17 protein-coding genes are annotated in these 15,691 nt (G+C 71.4%); 7 read left to right on the top strand and 10 right to left on the bottom strand.

What is annotated here, in order from left to right; translation table 11 throughout:
- Positions 1-153: 153 nt before the first annotated feature.
- Positions 154-978 carry an alpha/beta hydrolase gene (locus tag VIS07_01145; GenBank protein HEY8514102.1) on the top strand — a complete coding sequence of 275 codons (825 nt, stop codon included), beginning with the start codon at positions 154-156 and terminating at the stop codon, positions 976-978.
- Between the two features lie 122 nt (positions 979-1,100).
- Here the strand turns inward: VIS07_01145 and VIS07_01140 are convergent, their stop codons facing one another.
- Positions 1,101-2,435, bottom strand: coding sequence for a choice-of-anchor Q domain-containing protein (locus tag VIS07_01140; GenBank protein HEY8514101.1), 1,335 nt, complete (start codon positions 2,433-2,435; stop codon positions 1,101-1,103).
- Positions 2,436-2,657: 222 nt separating this feature from the next.
- On the opposite strand from VIS07_01140, the gene VIS07_01135 reads away from it, so the two are divergent.
- Positions 2,658-4,115 carry an RtcB family protein gene (locus VIS07_01135; GenBank protein HEY8514100.1) on the top strand — a complete coding sequence of 486 codons (1,458 nt, stop codon included), beginning with the start codon at positions 2,658-2,660 and terminating at the stop codon, positions 4,113-4,115.
- Between the two features lies 1 nt (position 4,116).
- Entirely contained in the window at positions 4,117-4,554 is a 438-nt protein-coding gene (locus VIS07_01130; GenBank protein ID HEY8514099.1) for an archease, read from the top strand.
- A 134-nt stretch (positions 4,555-4,688) separates the two neighbouring features.
- On the opposite strand, the gene VIS07_01125 is transcribed toward VIS07_01130, so the two are convergent.
- Positions 4,689-5,234: an HPF/RaiA family ribosome-associated protein gene (locus tag VIS07_01125; GenBank protein ID HEY8514098.1), complete on the bottom strand. Its 546-nt coding sequence runs from the start codon at positions 5,232-5,234 to the stop codon at positions 4,689-4,691.
- A 336-nt stretch (positions 5,235-5,570) separates the two neighbouring features.
- Between VIS07_01125 and VIS07_01120 the strand changes: the two genes are divergently transcribed.
- Positions 5,571-6,041: a CBS domain-containing protein gene (locus VIS07_01120; GenBank protein HEY8514097.1), complete on the top strand. Its 471-nt coding sequence runs from the start codon at positions 5,571-5,573 to the stop codon at positions 6,039-6,041.
- Positions 6,042-6,122: 81 nt separating this feature from the next.
- On the opposite strand, the gene VIS07_01115 is transcribed toward VIS07_01120, so the two are convergent.
- The gene (locus tag VIS07_01115; GenBank protein HEY8514096.1) at positions 6,123-6,497 is read right to left on the bottom strand and encodes a hypothetical protein; all 375 of its coding nucleotides are present in this window, start codon (positions 6,495-6,497) and stop codon (positions 6,123-6,125) included.
- A gap of 109 nt (positions 6,498-6,606) precedes the next feature.
- Entirely contained in the window at positions 6,607-6,837 is a 231-nt protein-coding gene (locus VIS07_01110; GenBank protein ID HEY8514095.1) for a hypothetical protein, read from the bottom strand.
- A gap of 145 nt (positions 6,838-6,982) precedes the next feature.
- Here VIS07_01110 and VIS07_01105 point away from each other — a divergent pair, with 145 nt between their 5' ends.
- Positions 6,983-7,906 carry an NYN domain-containing protein gene (locus tag VIS07_01105; GenBank protein HEY8514094.1) on the top strand — a complete coding sequence of 308 codons (924 nt, stop codon included), beginning with the start codon at positions 6,983-6,985 and terminating at the stop codon, positions 7,904-7,906.
- Positions 7,907-7,949: 43 nt separating this feature from the next.
- Here VIS07_01105 and VIS07_01100 read toward each other — a convergent pair whose 3' ends face one another.
- Positions 7,950-8,852 carry a universal stress protein gene (locus VIS07_01100; protein HEY8514093.1) on the bottom strand — a complete coding sequence of 301 codons (903 nt, stop codon included), beginning with the start codon at positions 8,850-8,852 and terminating at the stop codon, positions 7,950-7,952.
- Between the two features lie 212 nt (positions 8,853-9,064).
- Positions 9,065-9,346 carry a hypothetical protein gene (locus VIS07_01095; GenBank protein HEY8514092.1) on the bottom strand — a complete coding sequence of 94 codons (282 nt, stop codon included), beginning with the start codon at positions 9,344-9,346 and terminating at the stop codon, positions 9,065-9,067.
- A gap of 80 nt (positions 9,347-9,426) precedes the next feature.
- Between VIS07_01095 and VIS07_01090 the strand changes: the two genes are divergently transcribed.
- Positions 9,427-10,311, top strand: coding sequence for a c-type cytochrome (locus VIS07_01090; protein HEY8514091.1), 885 nt, complete (start codon positions 9,427-9,429; stop codon positions 10,309-10,311).
- 31 nt (positions 10,312-10,342) lie between these two features.
- Here VIS07_01090 and VIS07_01085 read toward each other — a convergent pair whose 3' ends face one another.
- Together VIS07_01085 and VIS07_01080 are read right to left on the bottom strand one after the other, a co-directional pair.
- The gene (locus VIS07_01085) at positions 10,343-11,266 is read right to left on the bottom strand and encodes a c-type cytochrome (protein HEY8514090.1); all 924 of its coding nucleotides are present in this window, start codon (positions 11,264-11,266) and stop codon (positions 10,343-10,345) included.
- 10 nt (positions 11,267-11,276) lie between these two features.
- Positions 11,277-12,296, bottom strand: a complete 1,020-nt coding sequence (locus VIS07_01080; GenBank protein ID HEY8514089.1) for an alcohol dehydrogenase catalytic domain-containing protein — start codon at positions 12,294-12,296, stop codon at positions 11,277-11,279.
- A 192-nt stretch (positions 12,297-12,488) separates the two neighbouring features.
- On the opposite strand from VIS07_01080, the gene VIS07_01075 reads away from it, so the two are divergent.
- Complete coding sequence (locus VIS07_01075) at positions 12,489-12,965, top strand: universal stress protein (GenBank protein HEY8514088.1); 477 nt, start codon at positions 12,489-12,491, stop codon at positions 12,963-12,965.
- On the opposite strand, the gene VIS07_01070 is transcribed toward VIS07_01075, so the two are convergent.
- Both VIS07_01070 and VIS07_01065 read right to left on the bottom strand, forming a co-directional pair.
- A complete protein-coding gene (locus VIS07_01070; protein ID HEY8514087.1) occupies positions 12,943-14,235 on the bottom strand; it encodes a HAMP domain-containing sensor histidine kinase in 1,293 nt (430 codons plus the stop codon). The two genes, VIS07_01075 and VIS07_01070, sit on opposite strands and share 23 nt — an antisense overlap.
- On the bottom strand, positions 14,225-15,583 hold the full coding sequence (locus tag VIS07_01065) for a sigma-54 dependent transcriptional regulator (protein ID HEY8514086.1): 1,359 nt from the start codon (positions 15,581-15,583) through the stop codon (positions 14,225-14,227). The genes VIS07_01070 and VIS07_01065 overlap by 11 nt, the downstream gene beginning before the upstream one ends.
- Positions 15,584-15,691: the final 108 nt, after the last annotated feature.

Here is a 15,691-nt window from a genome sequence, read left to right as displayed (position 1 = left end):
CTGCAATGCGGCTCTGGAATCTACTCGCGACGCTGGCAGGATGCTTGCGGACGAGAATACGCCGTCGACGGAGCTCGACTCGCGTGTCGAGCGGACGCGCAGCGCTGGTCGTCGGCAGGAGGAGAGTCAGAGGAGATTCAGAGGAGGAAGACCATGGGCGTGTTCAAGACGAAGGACGGCACGGAGATCTTCTACAAGGGCTGGGGCAGCGGACAGCCGGTCATGTTCCATCACGGCTGGCCGCTCAGCTCGGACGACTGGGATGCCCAGATGCTGTTCTTCCTCGAGAAAGGCTACCGCGTGATCGCGCACGATCGGCGGGGCCACGGTCGCTCGACGCAGACCGCGACCGGCAACGACATGGACACCTATGTCGAAGACGTCAAGCAACTCGTCGAGGCGCTCGATCTGCGCGACGCGATCCACATCGGACACTCCACCGGTGGCGGCGAGGTCGCACGCTACGTCGCCCGCTACGGCAAGGGGCGCGTCGCCAAGGCCGTCCTGATCAGCGCGGTGCCGCCGATCATGGTGAAGAGCGACAAGAACCCGCAGGGCACGCCGCTCGAGGTCTTCGACGGCTTCCGCGCGTCGCTCGCCGCGAACCGCGCGCAGTTCTACCTCGACGTCGCGAGCGGGCCCTTCTACGGCTTCAATCGCCCGGGCGCGAAGCGTCTCGACGGGGTGGTCTGGAACTGGTGGCGCCAGGGCATGATGGGCGGCGCCAAGGCGCACTACGACTGCATCAAGGCGTTCTCCGAGACCGACTTCACCGAGGACCTGAAGGCGATCGACGTGCCGACCCTGATCCTGCACGGCGACGACGACCAGGTCGTGCCGATCGAGGCCTCGGCGCTGCTGTCGGCGAAGCTCGTCAAGAACAGCACGCTGAAGGTCTACAAGGGTTTCTCGCACGGCGCGTTCACCATCAACGCCGACGTGATCAACCCCGACATCCTCGCGTTCATCCGCGGCTGAACGCCGGCCGCGTCGCCGCTCCGGGCGTCACGCCACGTGCGTCCCCGGAGCGGCGACGTGCGCTCCATCCTTCGTCACGCGTCAAGTACCGCGCCAACGCGTCGACGAAGACCTACCGCGCGTCAAGAGACGCGCTCGTCCGCGCCGATGTCGCACTCCGCACCGACCGGCCGCGGGTCGCCCTCGAAATCGACCGGCGGCGCGCCGACGCACGTGCCGGCGTTCACGCACGGCGAGGTCGCCTTCAGGTGGACGTCCGAGCCGTTCGCGCGCACGAGCTGCGGGTCGGCCGAGATGTTGCCACCGAAGTCGTTGACGACGCCGGGGACGCCCGGGAACGCGATCCCGCCGACGTCGCTGTGGTCGAGGTCGAGGACGCCGCCTCCGTGCAGCAGCACGGCGGCGCCCGTGCTCCACACGATCGAGCTCCGCACGGTGACCGTGCCGTTCACGATCCGGAGCGGGATCGGCGGCGGCTGACGCTTCGACGCGGTCAGGAGCGTCGAGCTCGACACCGTCAGCTCGGGAAGCGGCACGAGCGGCTCGCCGTCGACGGAGACGACGCCGAAGGGTGCGCGGTTGTCGCGCGCCACGGTGTTGACCAGCGTCGCCGTCACCGCCCCGCGGAGCGAGAGGGCCGCGCCTTCGTGCGCGCGGTTCTTCTCGAGCAGCCCGGCGTCGATCGTCATCGTCGTGAAGCCGGGATCCGCGAGCCGGTCGAGCGCGATGGCGCCACCGCGCCCGCTCGAGCGCGCGACGTTGCTGCGCAGAGCCGTGCGCTCGAGCTGAAGAGAGACGTTCCCCGCGCCGACCACGGAGATCGCGCCGCCGTGCTCGGCGACGTTGTTGCTGAACGACGCGTCCTGCGCGAGCACCGTCACCGAGCTCGCGTCGTGGCCGAACACGCCGAGTCCGCCGCCGGAGATCGGGAAGTCCTTGGTGGTCTGGTTGCGCATCACGGCCACGTTGCGCAGCGTGAGCGAGAGCGTGCCGCCGTTGCGCGCCGTCGCGAGGATGCCGCCGCCGTGCAGCCCGACGCCGGGTAGGGCGGTCGACGACTGCCCGCGCAGGACGGTCAGGTTCTCGAGCGTGACGTCGATGGTCTCGGCGTCCGCGTCGAGGGCGAGGACGCGATCGAGCTTGCGACCGTCGAGGCGCGTGCGCGGCGTCTTGCGGGGCGCGTCCTGCTTGGTGAAGCCGGACGTCCAGCCGCCTGAGACCGTCAGCGTCGCGGGAAGGTCGACGAGCGCGTTCGTGCGGTGCGTGCCAATTGCGAGCTTGACGACGTCGCCGGCGCCCGCCTGGCCGAGCGCGTGCGCGAGGGTGCGGCAAGGAGCGGCGCTGCTCGAGCAGTCGTTCGCGGTGTCCGTCCCCCGCGGCGACACGAAGCGGTCGATTGCGAGCGCCTCGCCGGGAATCGACGCCAAGGCCACGAGGAAGATCGAGAGGCGCAGCATGGCGCCCTCCTTTCGGCTGCGGGTGGTAGCGACGGCATCTCACGGATCCACGACCGCAGCAAGACGAAAATGTCGTTCGCGCGCTCTTCGAGACGTGCTCGACGGCAGCGCGCGCGGCGCGCAGTGCGACGTCGCGTTGCGGGTGGTGCAGATCGCACGCCGCCGGGCCAAATCAACCAAGACGCTCTGGCTCCGCTCGCAGCCAGCGATACAATCGACGAAATGGCAGCACCGAAGGGCATCAAGCGAATCAGCGACGCGGTGTGGGAGCTGCCGACGAGCTTCCGCTCCGGCATGCGCGTCCCGATCCGCGTGTTCGCAACCGAGGATCTCGTGCACGCGATGGACGACGCGGTCTTCGAGCAGGCGGCGAACGTCGCGCGCCTGCCGGGCATCGTCGGCGCGAGCATGGTGATGCCCGACGCACACTGGGGCTACGGCTTCCCGATCGGCGGCGTCGCGGCGATGGATCTCGAGGACGGCGTGATTTCGCCCGGCGGCATCGGCTTCGACATCAACTGCGGCATGCGGCTCGTGCTGACCAACCTGACGCTCGACGAGGTGCGGCCGCGGCTGCGCGAGCTGGTCGACGCGCTGTTCGAGCGCGTGCCGGCGGGCGTCGGCTCGCGCGGCTTCCTCGAGCTGACGCCGTCGGAGTTCGCCGACGTGCTGCGCGAGGGCGCGCCGTGGTGCGTGCGGCGCGGGCTCGGCACCGAGGAGGACCTGCGCCGCACCGAGGAGCGCGGCTGCTTCCCCGGCGCCGATCCCGACGCGGTCAGCGAGCGCGCCGTCGAGCGCGGCCATCACCAGATCGGCACGCTGGGCTCGGGCAATCACTACCTCGAGATCCAGGTCGTGCGCCCGGAGCACGTGATCGACGCGAAGCTCGCGCAGCGCATGGGCTTCGTGCGCCCCTACCAGGTCGCGGTGATGTTCCACTGCGGCAGCCGCGGCTTCGGCCACCAGGTGGCGAGCGACTACGTGCGGCTCTTCCTCGACGTGATGACCAAGAAGTACGGCCTCGAGGTGCTCGACCGCGAGCTCGCCTGCGCGCCGTTCCGCTCACCCGAAGGGCAGCGCTACTTCGCAGCGATGAAGTGCGCCGCGAACGTGTCGTTCGCGAACCGCCAGGTGATCCTGCACCGCGTGCGCGAGGTGTTCTCCAGCGTGTTCCGTCGCGCGCCGGAGGACCTGGGTCTGAACCAGGTGTACGACGTCGCGCACAACACGGCGAAGGTCGAGACGCACGTGGTGGGCGGCGTCAAGCGCAAGCTCCTCGTGCACCGTAAGGGCGCGACGCGCGCGTTCGCGCCTGGCATGGCGGGCGTGCCGGAGGAGCTCGCCGAGGTCGGCCAGCCGGTCATCATCGGCGGCTCGATGGAGAGCGGCTCGTATCTGCTCGTCGGTACCAAGGGCGGCGAGGCGTCGTTCTTCAGCACCGCCCACGGCAGCGGCCGGACGATGAGCCGGCACAAGGCGAAGAAGTCCTTCCGCGGACGCGAGCTGCGCGACCAGCTCGAGCGGCGCGGCATCTACGTGCGCAGCGTCTCGTGGTCGGGCCTCGCCGAGGAGGCGGGCGCGGCCTACAAGGACATCGACCAGGTGATCGCGGCGACCGCGCGCGCCGGGATCAGCCGTCCGGTCGTGCGCTTGACGCCGATCGGCAACGTCAAGGGCTGACGTGCCGGCGCCGCGCTTCGAGTACATCGAGGGCGTCACCGCCGACGTCACGTTCCGCGCCTACGCGGACGACCTCGACGGGCTCTTCTGGATCGCCGCCGAGGCGACGGCGAGCGCGATGGTCGGCTCGCTCGACTCGATCGCGCCGACCGTCGCGAAGCCGGTGCTCCTGACGGCGAGCGAGCTCGATCTGCTGCTCATGGTCTTCCTCGAGGAGCTCGTCTTCTGGAAGGACGCGGAGCAGCTCCTGCTGCGCGCGACCGAGGTGCGCGTCGCGTCGCGCGACGGCGAGCACGAGGTGCGCGCCGAGCTGCGCGGCGAGCGCATCGATCCGACGCGTCACCGGCTCGAGGCGGACGTCAAGGCGGTGACGCTCGCGGGCCTGCGCGTCGAGCGGACCGACGACGGCTGGATGGCGCAGGTCACGCTCGATGTGTGAGCGCCCGCGCGCGTGCCGGCGGCGCGCGCGGGCGCGGCGCATTGGCGAGCCGCTGCGTGCGCGAGCCGTCGCGGGGACGGGGGCGCGCTTACCATCGCGCACCGCGCACCGCCCGCCCCGACACGCAGCGCGCGCTACGGCAGCGCCACCGTGCTCGCCTGCGGCCCCTCCGTCCCTTGCTCCTCCGCGTAGCGAACGAGCGTCCCTTCGGTCAGCCGATCGAAGGCGCCGTTCAGCACGCTGTTGCGGTGAAAGTAGATCTCGCGCCCGTCGGGCGTCTCGAGAAAGCCGTAGCCCTCGTCGGGGAAGATGCGCGCGACGCGGGCGCGCGGCGGGTGCTCGTTGACCTTGACCTCGCGCCGCTGGCGACGCGCGTGGTCCTGGAGCCGGCGCTTGGCGGCGTCGAACGCGTCGCGGATCGCCACGTAGAGATCGGTGTGCTCCGGGTGCTGCGCCGGCTCGCGCCGCACGACGATCTCGGCGCCCTTGACCACCAGATCGATGCGCACGTCGTACAGCTTGGCCTTGACCTGGCTGCGGTGTGGCGTGTCGACCGTCACGTGGCAGCTGATGATGTCGTCGTAGTAGCGATCGAGCCTCGCGGCGCGCTCGCGGATCTTGGCCTCGATGGCCGGCGTCGGCTCGATGCCGCGATACGTGATTCTCAGCGGTTCCTTCATTCCTTCCCCCGTGTGGCGCGGATCCGCCGGGCTGGCAGACCCGTCCCCATCGCGGCCCGTGGGGCCCGACCGCGGAGACGCAAGCCCGCTGCCAGGCGAGCGCCGAAGAAAAGCTGCACCACGACGCCACCTCGCGGCGCGGCCGTTCCCGAACGAGCGAAAGCCGGGCGGCGGGGCGTCGCAGGTTTGGCATCGCGAACGACGCGCAGGCGCGAGGACGCTGCACGAATCGGCGGACCGGTCTGGCCTCGCGCTTGCGACCGCGCAACGCTTGCGTGGGCCGCGACCGGTGCGGTCCACCGTCGCTGCCGCGCGCAGGCGCAGAGGAGGTTCGCCATGCTGATCGAGGAATGGATGTCGCGCCCCGTGCACACCGTGAAGCCGCTCGACACGATCGCGCACGCGCGCGAGCAGATGTTCCGCCACCGCGTGAACCAGCTGCCCGTGGTGCGCGATGGGCACGTGATCGGCATCGTCACCGACCGCGACCTCCGCGACGCCTTCCCCTCGGTGTTCACCGAGATCGAGGAGGCGATCACTCGCGAGCTCGAGCCGCGACGGCGACGGCCGCGCGCGCGCGACAACGATCCGGGCAAGGTGGCGGTCGAGATGGTCATGACGCACGAGCCGATGACGCTCTCGCCGCAGGACACCATGGAGGATGCCGCACGGCTGATGCGTCGCGAGCGCTTCGGTGCGGTGCCGATCGTCGAGAACGGCAGGCTCGTCGGCATCGTCACGCGCAGCGACGTGCTCGACGCGTTCCTCGGCCTCGCGAGCTCGATGAGCGAGGTCTCGGGCGCCTGAGCACCTCGCCCGGACGCCGGCGCCGATGCGATCCGCATCGGGCCGCGCGCGCCGGTCATTCGCGTCACCTCGCCGTCGACGTCACTCCGACGACGCCTCGTACAGGAGCCGCATCGCCTCGGCGATCTTCTGCATCCGCGTGACGTCCGACTTGTCGCGCGAGCGCAGCGTGATCGTCACGCCGTCGTCGAGGTTCTTCACCTCGATCGTATCCGCGTGCTCGGCGAGCGTGCACATCGCGCCGCCCGGCCCGCCGCCCATCGGGCCGCGCGCGCGCATGCCGTGAGCGCCCATCCGCGACCCCATCGGCCCGCGCGGTCCGCCCATCTTGGCGCCGCCCGGCACGGGCGCGAGCGTCGGACCCGGCGCGGGCGTCGCGTTCTGGGCGTCGGCGGGGCCTCCGACGAGAAGCGCTGCGACCAGGGTCGCGCCGAGGAAGATCGTCTTCACGGTCATCGCTCACCTCCTTCGCGCGCGACGGCGATCGCTCGCCGTCCGCGCGCCTCGTCGCATCGTTCCGCCGCGTCCCGGCGCGGGCGTCCGCCGGCCGCGCGCCACGCGCCGCTCACAGCAGGTCGTCGAGCTTCAGGTGGCCGGCGATCCGGTGCAGCTTCTCGTGAATCGACGCGTTGTTGAGCCGCTGGATGTCGTTCAGCGCCACGCAGTAGTCGGTCAGCGCTTCGAGCCACTCGCGGCTGCACTGCTGGTCGAAGGGCTTCACCTTCGCTGCCTCGATCCGGAGGCTCGCGTCCTCGAGCCGGCCCACCGCCTCGTCCAGAAGCTTTCCAAATGACACGTCGGTCCTCCTTCCAGCCCGGCGACCCGGGCGGGCCGCTGCGCGCCCCGGCGCGCAGCCGTCATCCTATCCCAAACCGAATGCAGGTGAACGACCCGGAGCCACTTGCGCTCGGGGCCTGCAGGCTGTCATTTCGACGTCGCCCATGGTGGATGAGCGCAAGATCCTCGCGGTATTCGTCGACTTCGAGAACCTCGCCCTCGGCTTCAAGGCGGGCGAGCGCTTCGACATCGAGCGGGTGCTCGCGCGCCTGGTCGAGAAGGGCGACATCGTCGTCAAGCGTGCGTACGCCGACTGGAAGCGCTTCGCCGACTTCCGCACGCAGCTCCACGAGGCGGCGTTCGAGCTGATCGAGATCCCCGGCCGCGGCATCAGCGGCAAGAACTCGGCCGACATCCGTCTGTGCGTCGACGCGATGGATCTCTGCAACTCGAAGCCGCACATCAACACCTTCGTGATCGTCTCGGGCGACAGCGACTTCTCGCCGCTGGTCTCGAAGCTCAAGGAGAACGGCAAGCACGTCATCGGACTCGGCACCGAGGCCTCGACCTCCGATCTTTTGCGCGACAACTGCCACGAGTTCATCTACTACGAGGACCTCGCCGCCGTCGTCGAGGAGCCGGCCGAGCTGCCGGCCGCGAACGAGAAGCAGCGCAAGGCGTTCGCGCTGCTGCTCGAGTCGCTGCAGGCGCTGCGTCGCGAGAACCGCGACGTGCTGTGGTCGTCGCTGATCAAGGAGACCATCAAGCGCAAGAGGCCGTCGTTCAACGAGGCGTTCTACGGCTACAAGACCTTCGGCAAGCTGCTCGAGGACGCGGCGCGCCGCGGCCTGCTCGAGCTCACGCGCGACGCGCAGAACCGCTCCTACATCGTGACCCGCTTCGGACCCGAGATGAGCACGCGTCCGGCGGAGTCCGCAGAGCGAGCGGAGCGCACGGAGCGAGCGCCCGAGCCCGAGGCGGCGAAGGCCGAGAGCGCGAAGCCCGCCGCGAAGAAGGCGTCCCGCTCGCCGCGCTCCTCGCGCCGGCGCTCGCGCTCGTCGTCCCCGGCCGCCACTCCGGCTTCCTGAGCACGCTCGACGCGAAGCTGCGCCACCGCCGCACGCGCGTCGGCTAGCTCGGCCGGTGCACCGTCAGCACCGGGCAGGGCGCCGTCGGCAGGACGCGCTCCGCGGTGCTGCCGAGCAGGAAGCGGCCGAGCCCCGAGCGTCCGTGCGTCCCCATCGCGATCAGATCGGCCTTCGCGGTGCGCGCGAGCTCGACGATCACCTCGGGCGGGTAGCCCTCGCGCGCCATGGTGTCGATCGTGAGCCCAGGACGGCGCAGCGTCGCGGCGAGCGACTCGAGGCTCTGCTGCGCCGCGCGCTCGGCGTCGCGCAGCGCGTCCATCAAGACCTTCGCCGGCAGGTGCGCCGCCTCGATCGGGCAGCGGTAGGCGTGCAGCAGCACCAGACGCCGCTCGCCGCCGAGCTCGCCGAGCAGCTTCGCGGCGGCGTTCGCCGCGAGGCTCGCGTCCTCCGAGAAGTCGGTCGGCACGACGATCGTGCGCACCGGACGCGGCGGACCCGCGTCCTGCGGGTGCACGACCAGCACGGGGCAGGTCGCCTCGCGGACGAGCCGCGCCGCCGTGCTGCCGAGCAGCGCGCGCTTCCAGCCGGTCTGACCGCGCGTCCCGACGACGATCAGATCGGCGTTGCGCCGCGCGGCGACGTCGAGCACGCCGTTCGCGGGCAAGCTCAGCAGGAGCTCGCAGTCGACCGTCAAGCCACGCTGACGGACCTCGGCCGCGATGCCCTCGAGCCGCTGTCGCGACTCGGCGTGGATCCGCTCGTAGTACTCGGCCGGCAGCGGGATGAACTCCGGCGCGGGGAGCACCTCGGAGGGCGCCGCGTGCACCAGCACGAGGTGCGCTCCGTGGTCACGCGCGATGGTTTCGGCCCACCCGAGGGCGGCGGTCGCGTCCTCCGAGAAGTCGGTGCCGACGACGATGGTGCGAAGCCCCTTGCCGTTGCTCATGTCGTCCTCCAGTCGAGGCGGCCGGTGGTGCGCCGCGCATGCTCGCTCGTGCGGTTTGTCGTGGGTTCCGTCGTGGCTGCTCGCGCTTGCAAAGAATGCCCGGGGTGCGCAGGTCCGCGACGCGCCGTCAAGCGGCGCCGGCGCCCTCCGCTCAGCGGACGCCGCGAGGATCGGAATCCCGGGCGCTCACGGCGTCGCAGCGATGGGAAAGCTCAGTGCGCCCCGTTCTCGTCCCGTGGTGTGGGTGCGGGGCCGATCACCTCGTCGAACGCCTTGCGCGCGAGGTCCGCCGAGCCCTGGTCGAGCGCGTACGCCGATTTGAGCCAGCTCCAGATGCGGCTCTGCGACCAGCCGCGCGCCGCTTTCGCCTGCACGTCGCGACGGATCACCTCCGCGAAGCGGTCGCGAGTCCATTCGACGTTCACCCCGTGGAAGCGTCCGCGCACCCGTCCGGCGCCGATCCCGATGCGTCCTTTGTCCTGCGCCAGCATCATGCGCTCTCCTCCATCGCAAGAGCGCTGCCAGCTTGCGCGGGTTGTTTGAAGTGGGTCCGGCCTCGTGGTGGAAGGTCCGCATGCGGATCGTCCTTCGCTGCCGGCTGGTCGCGATCCTGGGCGTCGTCCTGGGACTGCTCGTGCCGTCCGTGGCCCTCGGCGCCGACGCGCCCGACGGCGCCGCGCTCTACCTCGTTCAGTGTGCGCCCTGCCACGGCGTCGGCGGCAGCGGCGACGGACCGGAGGCGCGCTGGTTCGTGCCCAAGCCCCGCGACCTGCGCGCTGGCGTGCTCGACGCCAGCGAGGACGCGCTGGTCGCCCGCCTGCGCGACGGCGCGCCGCTGCCGATCACGCCCGATCCGAAGACGCTCGCCGAGCGCCTCGCGAATCTCGACGCGCTGGTCGCGCACGTCGAGCGCCTGCCGACCATCGACTGGGCGCAGGTCGACGCCGGTGCGGCGCTGTTCGCCGCGCGCTGCGCCGTCTGTCACGGACCGTACGGCAAGCCGCTGCCGGCGTCCGAGCTGCCGCCCGGCGTGCAGCGTCCGCCGCGCGACCTCTGGGACGCGGGCTTCCAGCGCGTAACGAGCGACGACGAGCTGATCGCCGTGGTCCAGCACGGGCACCGCGCGATGCCGGCCATCCCCGGGCTGCAGGACGACGCCAAGGCGCGCACGCTGCTGCCGTTTCTCCGCCTGCTGTCGCCGGGCTTCGAGACCTACTCGTACTCCTGCGCGCCGTGCCACGGCGACGAGGGACGCGCGAACGGCGTGCTCGCGCGCGGCGAGCAGCGGCCGCGCGTCGTCTTCGATCGCGCCTGGCTCGCGAGCAAGGATCGCGCGCAGCTCCGCAAGGAGGTCGCGCACATGCTCGAGCAGCACGGCGCGCGCATGCCGCACTTCCGCGAAGCGCTGTCGGATGCCGAGCTGCGCGCGATCGTCGGCCATTTGAAGCAGAACGACTGAGCGCCCGACCGCACGCGCACGACGCGCGGGTTCACTTGCGCTGCGGCGAGGGCCGCGGGCTCTTGTCGGTCGCGCGCAGGTACTCGACGATGCTGCGCACCTGCTCCTCGCTGAGGCCGCGCTGCATGTGCGGCATCGCGCCTTCCTGCGACTCGAGCATGTGCACGACGTTGCGCCGCAGCTCCTTCGGATCCTGCGCGCGCAGATAGGCGCGGTCGAGAACGACCTCCGGACGGTCGACGCCGACGCCGGGCTCGCCGACGCCGCTGCCGTCGTCGCCGTGGCAGCCCGCGCACCACAGCGAGTAGAGCTCGAAGCCCGGCGACAGGAGCCGCACGTACGCGACGACGTCGCGCGCGTCGGAGGCGTCGAGCGGCGCGATGCGGGGCAGGCCTTCGCGCTCGTGCCGCACGAGCTCGAGGAGCTTTGTGTCGCTGACCGATTTTTGGAAGGACGGCGCGGACAGGTTCTGCCGCGGGGGCTGCTCGGGAAGGGCGCCGGCCTCCTCCGGGCGCCCGAACGGCCCGTGGCAGCCCGCGCAGCGCGTCGCGTAGAGCTCGGCGCCGCGCTCGACGCGCTCCCAGTCGACGTCCGGCAAGCGCTCGAGGTGCGCGACGATGTCCTCGACCATCCGCTCGCGGCGGCGCAGCGCCACCTGATCGATCTCGATCGTCAGCGGCTGCCCGCTGCGGATCCGCGCCACGATCTCGTCGGTCTCGTAGAGCGCGAGAAAGCCCTCGTGCAGGTTGCGCGGCGGCGGGTTGAAGTAGACGCCCTCGGGGCCGTCGCCGCGTCCGGTCGGACCGTGGCACGGCGCGCACTCGGTCGCGTAGAGCTGCGCGCCGCGCAGGTCGGTGCGCAGGCGGGCGTGCGCGTCGCGCGCGCCGAGCGCGCAGGCGAGCGTCGCAGCCAGGACGAGCGCGGAGGCCGCGGCGCGGGCGCCGATCGTGCTCATGACGGACGGCTCACGCGACGCGCAGCACCTTCGCGCCGCGCCCCGCGGCGCGCTTGAGCTCGACCAGCACGCGGTTCGCGTCCGCGAGCGGGAACTCGGTCGCGGCGGGCGCGATCTTCGCGGTCGCGGCGAACTCGAGGAACTCGCGCACGTCGGCGCGGGTCACGTTGGCGACGCTCTTGATCTCCTTCTCGAGCCAGAGGTCGCGCGCGTAGTCGAGCGTCGCGAGCCGGTCGCGGTCGGCGCTCTCCTTGCGGATCGCGTTGATCACCAGCCGTCCGCCCGGCTCGAGGTTCGCGAGCGCGCCGAGCACGGGGCGCCACGCGGGCGTGGTGTCGATGATCGCGTGCAGCTTCGCGGGCGCGAGATCCTCGCTGTCGCCGGTCCACACGGCGCCGAGCTCGCGCGCGAACGCGCGCTCCTCGGGGTTGCGCGCGAAGACGTACACCTCGCTCGACGGGAAGCGTCGGCGCACCATCGCGAGCACGAGGTGGCCCGAGGCGCCGAAGCCGGTGAGGCCGAGTCGGTCGCCGTCGGACATCCCGGTGAGACGCAGCGAGCGCCAGCCGATCGCGCCTGCGCAGAGAAGCGGCGCGGCCTCGACGTCCGACAGCCCCTCCGGGATCGGGTGCGCGAACGTCTCCGGGACGATCATCCGCTCGGCGTAGCCGCCGGGGACGTCGCGTCCGGTGGCGACGAACTCCAGGCACAGGTTCTCGTCGCCCACGCGGCAGTGGCGGCAGACGCCGCACGCGTGGTGGATCCAGGCGACGCCGACGCGCGCGCCGAGCGCGATCTGCGTCGCGGCCTCGCCGCGGCCGATGACGCGCCCGACCGCCTGGTGGCCGAGGATCATCGGCAGCGTGCGTGGCGGCGTGCGGCCTTCGATCTCGTCGAGCTCGGTATGGCAGACGCCGCACACGCTGACCTCGAGCAGCAGGTCGTTCGGACCCGGCTCGGGGTCGGGCACGGTCTCGTACGACAGCGGCGCCGTCTCGTGCCGCAGGTCGCACAGCTTGCGGAGAACCATCGCTCGCACGGCTCGCTCGCTTTGCAAGCGACGATCCCTCGTCGCCGGCGTCGGCGCAAGGGCAGGCGACCTGCACGACTCTCAGGACTGGAAACGAAGCCGAGGCGGCGATTCCAAAGCTTGCGAACGCGGCGCGTCGAGGTGTGGCGTCGACGCGCGCGCAGGACGGTGGCGCGCTGGTGTGTGCCTTGCATGGCGCTCGCGCCGATGAGCCAGCCAGGTCCGCTTCTCGTGCCGCTCGACTTCTCGCCGACCTCCGAGGTCGTGCTCGAGTTCGCCGCGGACATGGCTGGCCGCTTCGACGCGGAGATCGTGCTGCTGCACGTCGAGGCGGCGGCGGAGACGGCGCCGCTCGACGGCGATGGCCTCGCACGACGCGAGCGCTCGCGCGCGGCGCTCGAGCGCGCGCGCAGCACGCTCGTCGAGCGCGGGCTCAGCGTGCGGACGCTGCTCCGTCCCGGCGATCCCGCGCGCGAGGTGCTGCGGCTCGCCGACGTCGAGCGCCCGCTCGCGATCGTCATCGGATCGCACGGCCACTCGCGCTCGACGGCGCCGCTGCTCGGCAGCGTCTCGGACCGCGTGGTGCGCTACGCCGGCTGGCCGGTGCTGCTCGTCCCGCACCCCTCGCGGCGCCTGACGAGCACCGTCACGCGCTCCGCGGCAAGCTGACCCAGAAGGTCGTCTCGACGCCCGGCTGGCTGCGCACGCCGATCCGGCCGCCCATGTGCTCGACGGCGAGCTTGCAGAAGGGGAGGCCGAGCCCGGTGTCGCCGGTCGGTGCGCTCGCCGGCGAGCGGCGCACGGAGCGGAACTTCTCGAACACCACCTCGAGGTCCGGCTCGTCGAAGCCGCTGCCGCGGTCGGTGACGGTGAGCACGACGTGCGACGGATCCTCCACCGCCGCGGCGATGACGACGTCCGGGCTGCCGCTGTGGCGCAGCGCGTTCGCGACCAGGTTGACGAGCACGCGCTTGAGCAGGCTGCGGTCGGCGACCAGGTCGGGCAGGCCGTCCGGGACCTGCACGATGAGCTCGCGTCCCGCCTGTGCCGCGACCGGCTCGTACTCGCGCTGCACCTCGGCGATCAGCTCCGCCGCTGGCAGCGCTTCCTTCGCGACCGGCATCTTGCCCTCCTCGATCTTCGCGATCTCGAGGAGGTTCTGGATGAGACGCATCATCTCGCGGCAGGTGCGCTCGATCTGCCGCAGGTAATTGACGTGCGCTTCCGGCAGGTCGGCGCTCTTGCGCAGCGCGAGCTGCGCGGTCATCGCGATGCCGTTCACCGGATTCTTCAGGTCGTGGACGACCATGCTCGTGAGGTCGTCCTTCAAGCGCTCGGTCTGCTCCTTGGTGCGCAGCGCCTCCTGCGCCATCTCGGTCGCGCGCTGCAGGCGCGCCGCGTGCTCGCGCTCGACGAAGCCGCCGGCGATGTAGGTGTCGATCGCGAGCGAGAGGTCGAGGAAGAGCGTCTTGATCAGCGCCTCCGCCTCGGGCGGCAGCGTGCTGCCGCGCTGCTCGAAGATCGTCCGCAGGTACGCGCGCAGCAGCAGGCTGAAGCCGCCGATGTACCACTCGGGCCGGAGCCCGACGCGCTGGTGCGCGTTGCCGACGCGCAGCCGGCTCTCGAAGTAGTCCGCGTCGAGGCGGCCGCGCGTGAGCTGGTGGAAGTACTCCCGCTGCAGCCCCTGCAGCTTGTGCACGCGGTCGGGGACCGCGCGCAGCATCTCCTCGAGCTCCGGGAAGCGCAGCAGGTGCGCGTAGAAGTCGGCGATCGCTCGCTCGAGGTGCGGGTCGCAGATCTCCGCGAGCTTCGCGAGGTGCGCCTCGTCGGCGGGGGAGATGTCGTAGAACGCGAGGCGCTCGGCCCGCTTCTCGGCGTCGAGGCCGATCAGCTCGCTGAGCTCGCGCGTCTTGCGCGCCGTGTCGCGTTCATCGGCCAAGCGGAATCCCCAGCTCCTCGATCTTGCGATACAGCGAGGAGAGCGAGAGACCGAGGCGCTCGGCGGCGAGCTTCTTGTCGTTGCCCGTGCGCTGCAGCACCGACTCGATGTGGATGCGCTCGTAGGCGCGCAGCGCCTCGCGCAGGTCGTCGCCGACCACCGGCGACAGGTCGGCGTCGGGACCGCGCAGCGAGCGCGGCAGGTCGGCGAGCGTGATCCACTCGCCCTCGCCGACGATCATCGCGTGCTCGATCACGTTGTCGAGCTCGCGCACGTTGCCCTTCCACGGCTGCGCCATCAGCACCTTGAGCGCCGCGTTGTCGACGCCCTTGAACGGCCGCTTGAGCTCGCGACGGTGACGCCGGATCAGGAAGTCGATCAGGCCGGGGATGTCCTCGCGCCGCTCGCGCAGCGGCGGCAGGTGGATGTTCACCACGTTGAGCCGGTAGTAGAGGTCCTCGCGGAACGTCCCTTCCTCGACCATCTTCGCGAGGTCGCGGTTGGTCGCGGCGAGCACGCGGACGTCGACCTTGATCGGCGTCGTCGCGCCGACCGGCAGGATCTCGCGCGACTCGACGACGCGCAGCAGCTTCGACTGCAGCCCGAGCGGCATGTCGCCGATCTCGTCGAGGAAGATCGTTCCGCCGCGCGCGCGGCTGAAGAGGCCTTCCTGGTTCGAGACCGCGCCGGTGAACGCGCCGCGCACGTGCCCGAAGAGCTGGCTCTCGAGCAGCGACTCCGGGATCGCCGCGCAATTGACCGGCAGGAAGATCTTGTGGCGCAGCTCGCTCGCGGCGTGGATCGCGCGCGCGATCACCTCCTTGCCGGTGCCGCTCTCGCCGGTGATCAGCACCGTGCTGCGCGTCGGCGCCACCTTGGCGAGGAGCTTCGTCACCTCCTGCATCGCCGGGCTCTTGCCGACCAGGTCGAACTCGACGTGGCGCTCGAGCTCGCGGCGCAGCATCTGCGTCTGCCAGACGAGCTCGCGGTGCTCGAGGATGCGCTCGACCTTGGTGAGCAGGTCGTCGAACAGCACCGGCTTGAGCACGTAGTCGGCGGCGCCCGCGCGCAGCGCCTCGACCGCGCTCTCGATGCTGCCGTGCGCGGTCATCACCATGACCACCGTCTGCGGCGACAGCTCGCGCGCGCGGCGCAGCACGGTGAGGCCGTCCGCGCCCGGCATGCGGAGGTCGGTGACGACGACAGCGAATTCTTGTCGCTCGAGCGCCGCGAGCGCGCTCGCGCCGTCCGCCGCGGTTTCGACCACGTGGCCCGCGTCGCGCAGCACCTCGGCGAGGCTTTCGCGGACTCCGGGCTCGTCTTCCGCGATCAGGATCGGATCCGGCACGGCTCGGGCTTAGCGTCGGCGTGTCGCGGATTGCAAGGGCTGCACCGGGCGCCGGGGGCGCGCGTCCCGCCGCGCCGTCCGGTTCGTGCCCGACGAGCGCGGAGCGCC

Source organism: Candidatus Binatia bacterium, from assembly GCA_036563615.1.
In the GTDB taxonomy this organism is placed as follows: domain Bacteria; phylum Desulfobacterota; class Binatia; order UBA12015; family UBA12015; genus DATCMB01.
Note: the sequence above shows the minus strand (reverse complement) of the source record. Positions and strands in the feature narration are given on the sequence as shown.

Coding starts and splice junctions, on each gene's coding strand:
- VIS07_01135 (HEY8514100.1), top strand. CDS start 2,658: ATGGCAGCACCGAAGGGCATCAAGCGAATCAGCGACGCGGTGTGGGAG.
- VIS07_01120 (HEY8514097.1), top strand. CDS start 5,571: ATGCTGATCGAGGAATGGATGTCGCGCCCCGTGCACACCGTGAAGCCG.
- VIS07_01145 (HEY8514102.1), top strand. CDS start 154: ATGGGCGTGTTCAAGACGAAGGACGGCACGGAGATCTTCTACAAGGGC.
- VIS07_01090 (HEY8514091.1), top strand. CDS start 9,427: ATGCGGATCGTCCTTCGCTGCCGGCTGGTCGCGATCCTGGGCGTCGTC.
- VIS07_01095 (HEY8514092.1), bottom strand. CDS start 9,346: ATGATGCTGGCGCAGGACAAAGGACGCATCGGGATCGGCGCCGGACGG.
- VIS07_01085 (HEY8514090.1), bottom strand. CDS start 11,266: ATGAGCACGATCGGCGCCCGCGCCGCGGCCTCCGCGCTCGTCCTGGCT.
- VIS07_01105 (HEY8514094.1), top strand. CDS start 6,983: ATGGTGGATGAGCGCAAGATCCTCGCGGTATTCGTCGACTTCGAGAAC.
- VIS07_01100 (HEY8514093.1), bottom strand. CDS start 8,852: ATGAGCAACGGCAAGGGGCTTCGCACCATCGTCGTCGGCACCGACTTC.
- VIS07_01140 (HEY8514101.1), bottom strand. CDS start 2,435: ATGCTGCGCCTCTCGATCTTCCTCGTGGCCTTGGCGTCGATTCCCGGC.
- VIS07_01080 (HEY8514089.1), bottom strand. CDS start 12,296: ATGGTTCTCCGCAAGCTGTGCGACCTGCGGCACGAGACGGCGCCGCTG.
- VIS07_01115 (HEY8514096.1), bottom strand. CDS start 6,497: ATGACCGTGAAGACGATCTTCCTCGGCGCGACCCTGGTCGCAGCGCTT.
- VIS07_01075 (HEY8514088.1), top strand. CDS start 12,489: ATGGCGCTCGCGCCGATGAGCCAGCCAGGTCCGCTTCTCGTGCCGCTC.
- VIS07_01125 (HEY8514098.1), bottom strand. CDS start 5,234: ATGAAGGAACCGCTGAGAATCACGTATCGCGGCATCGAGCCGACGCCG.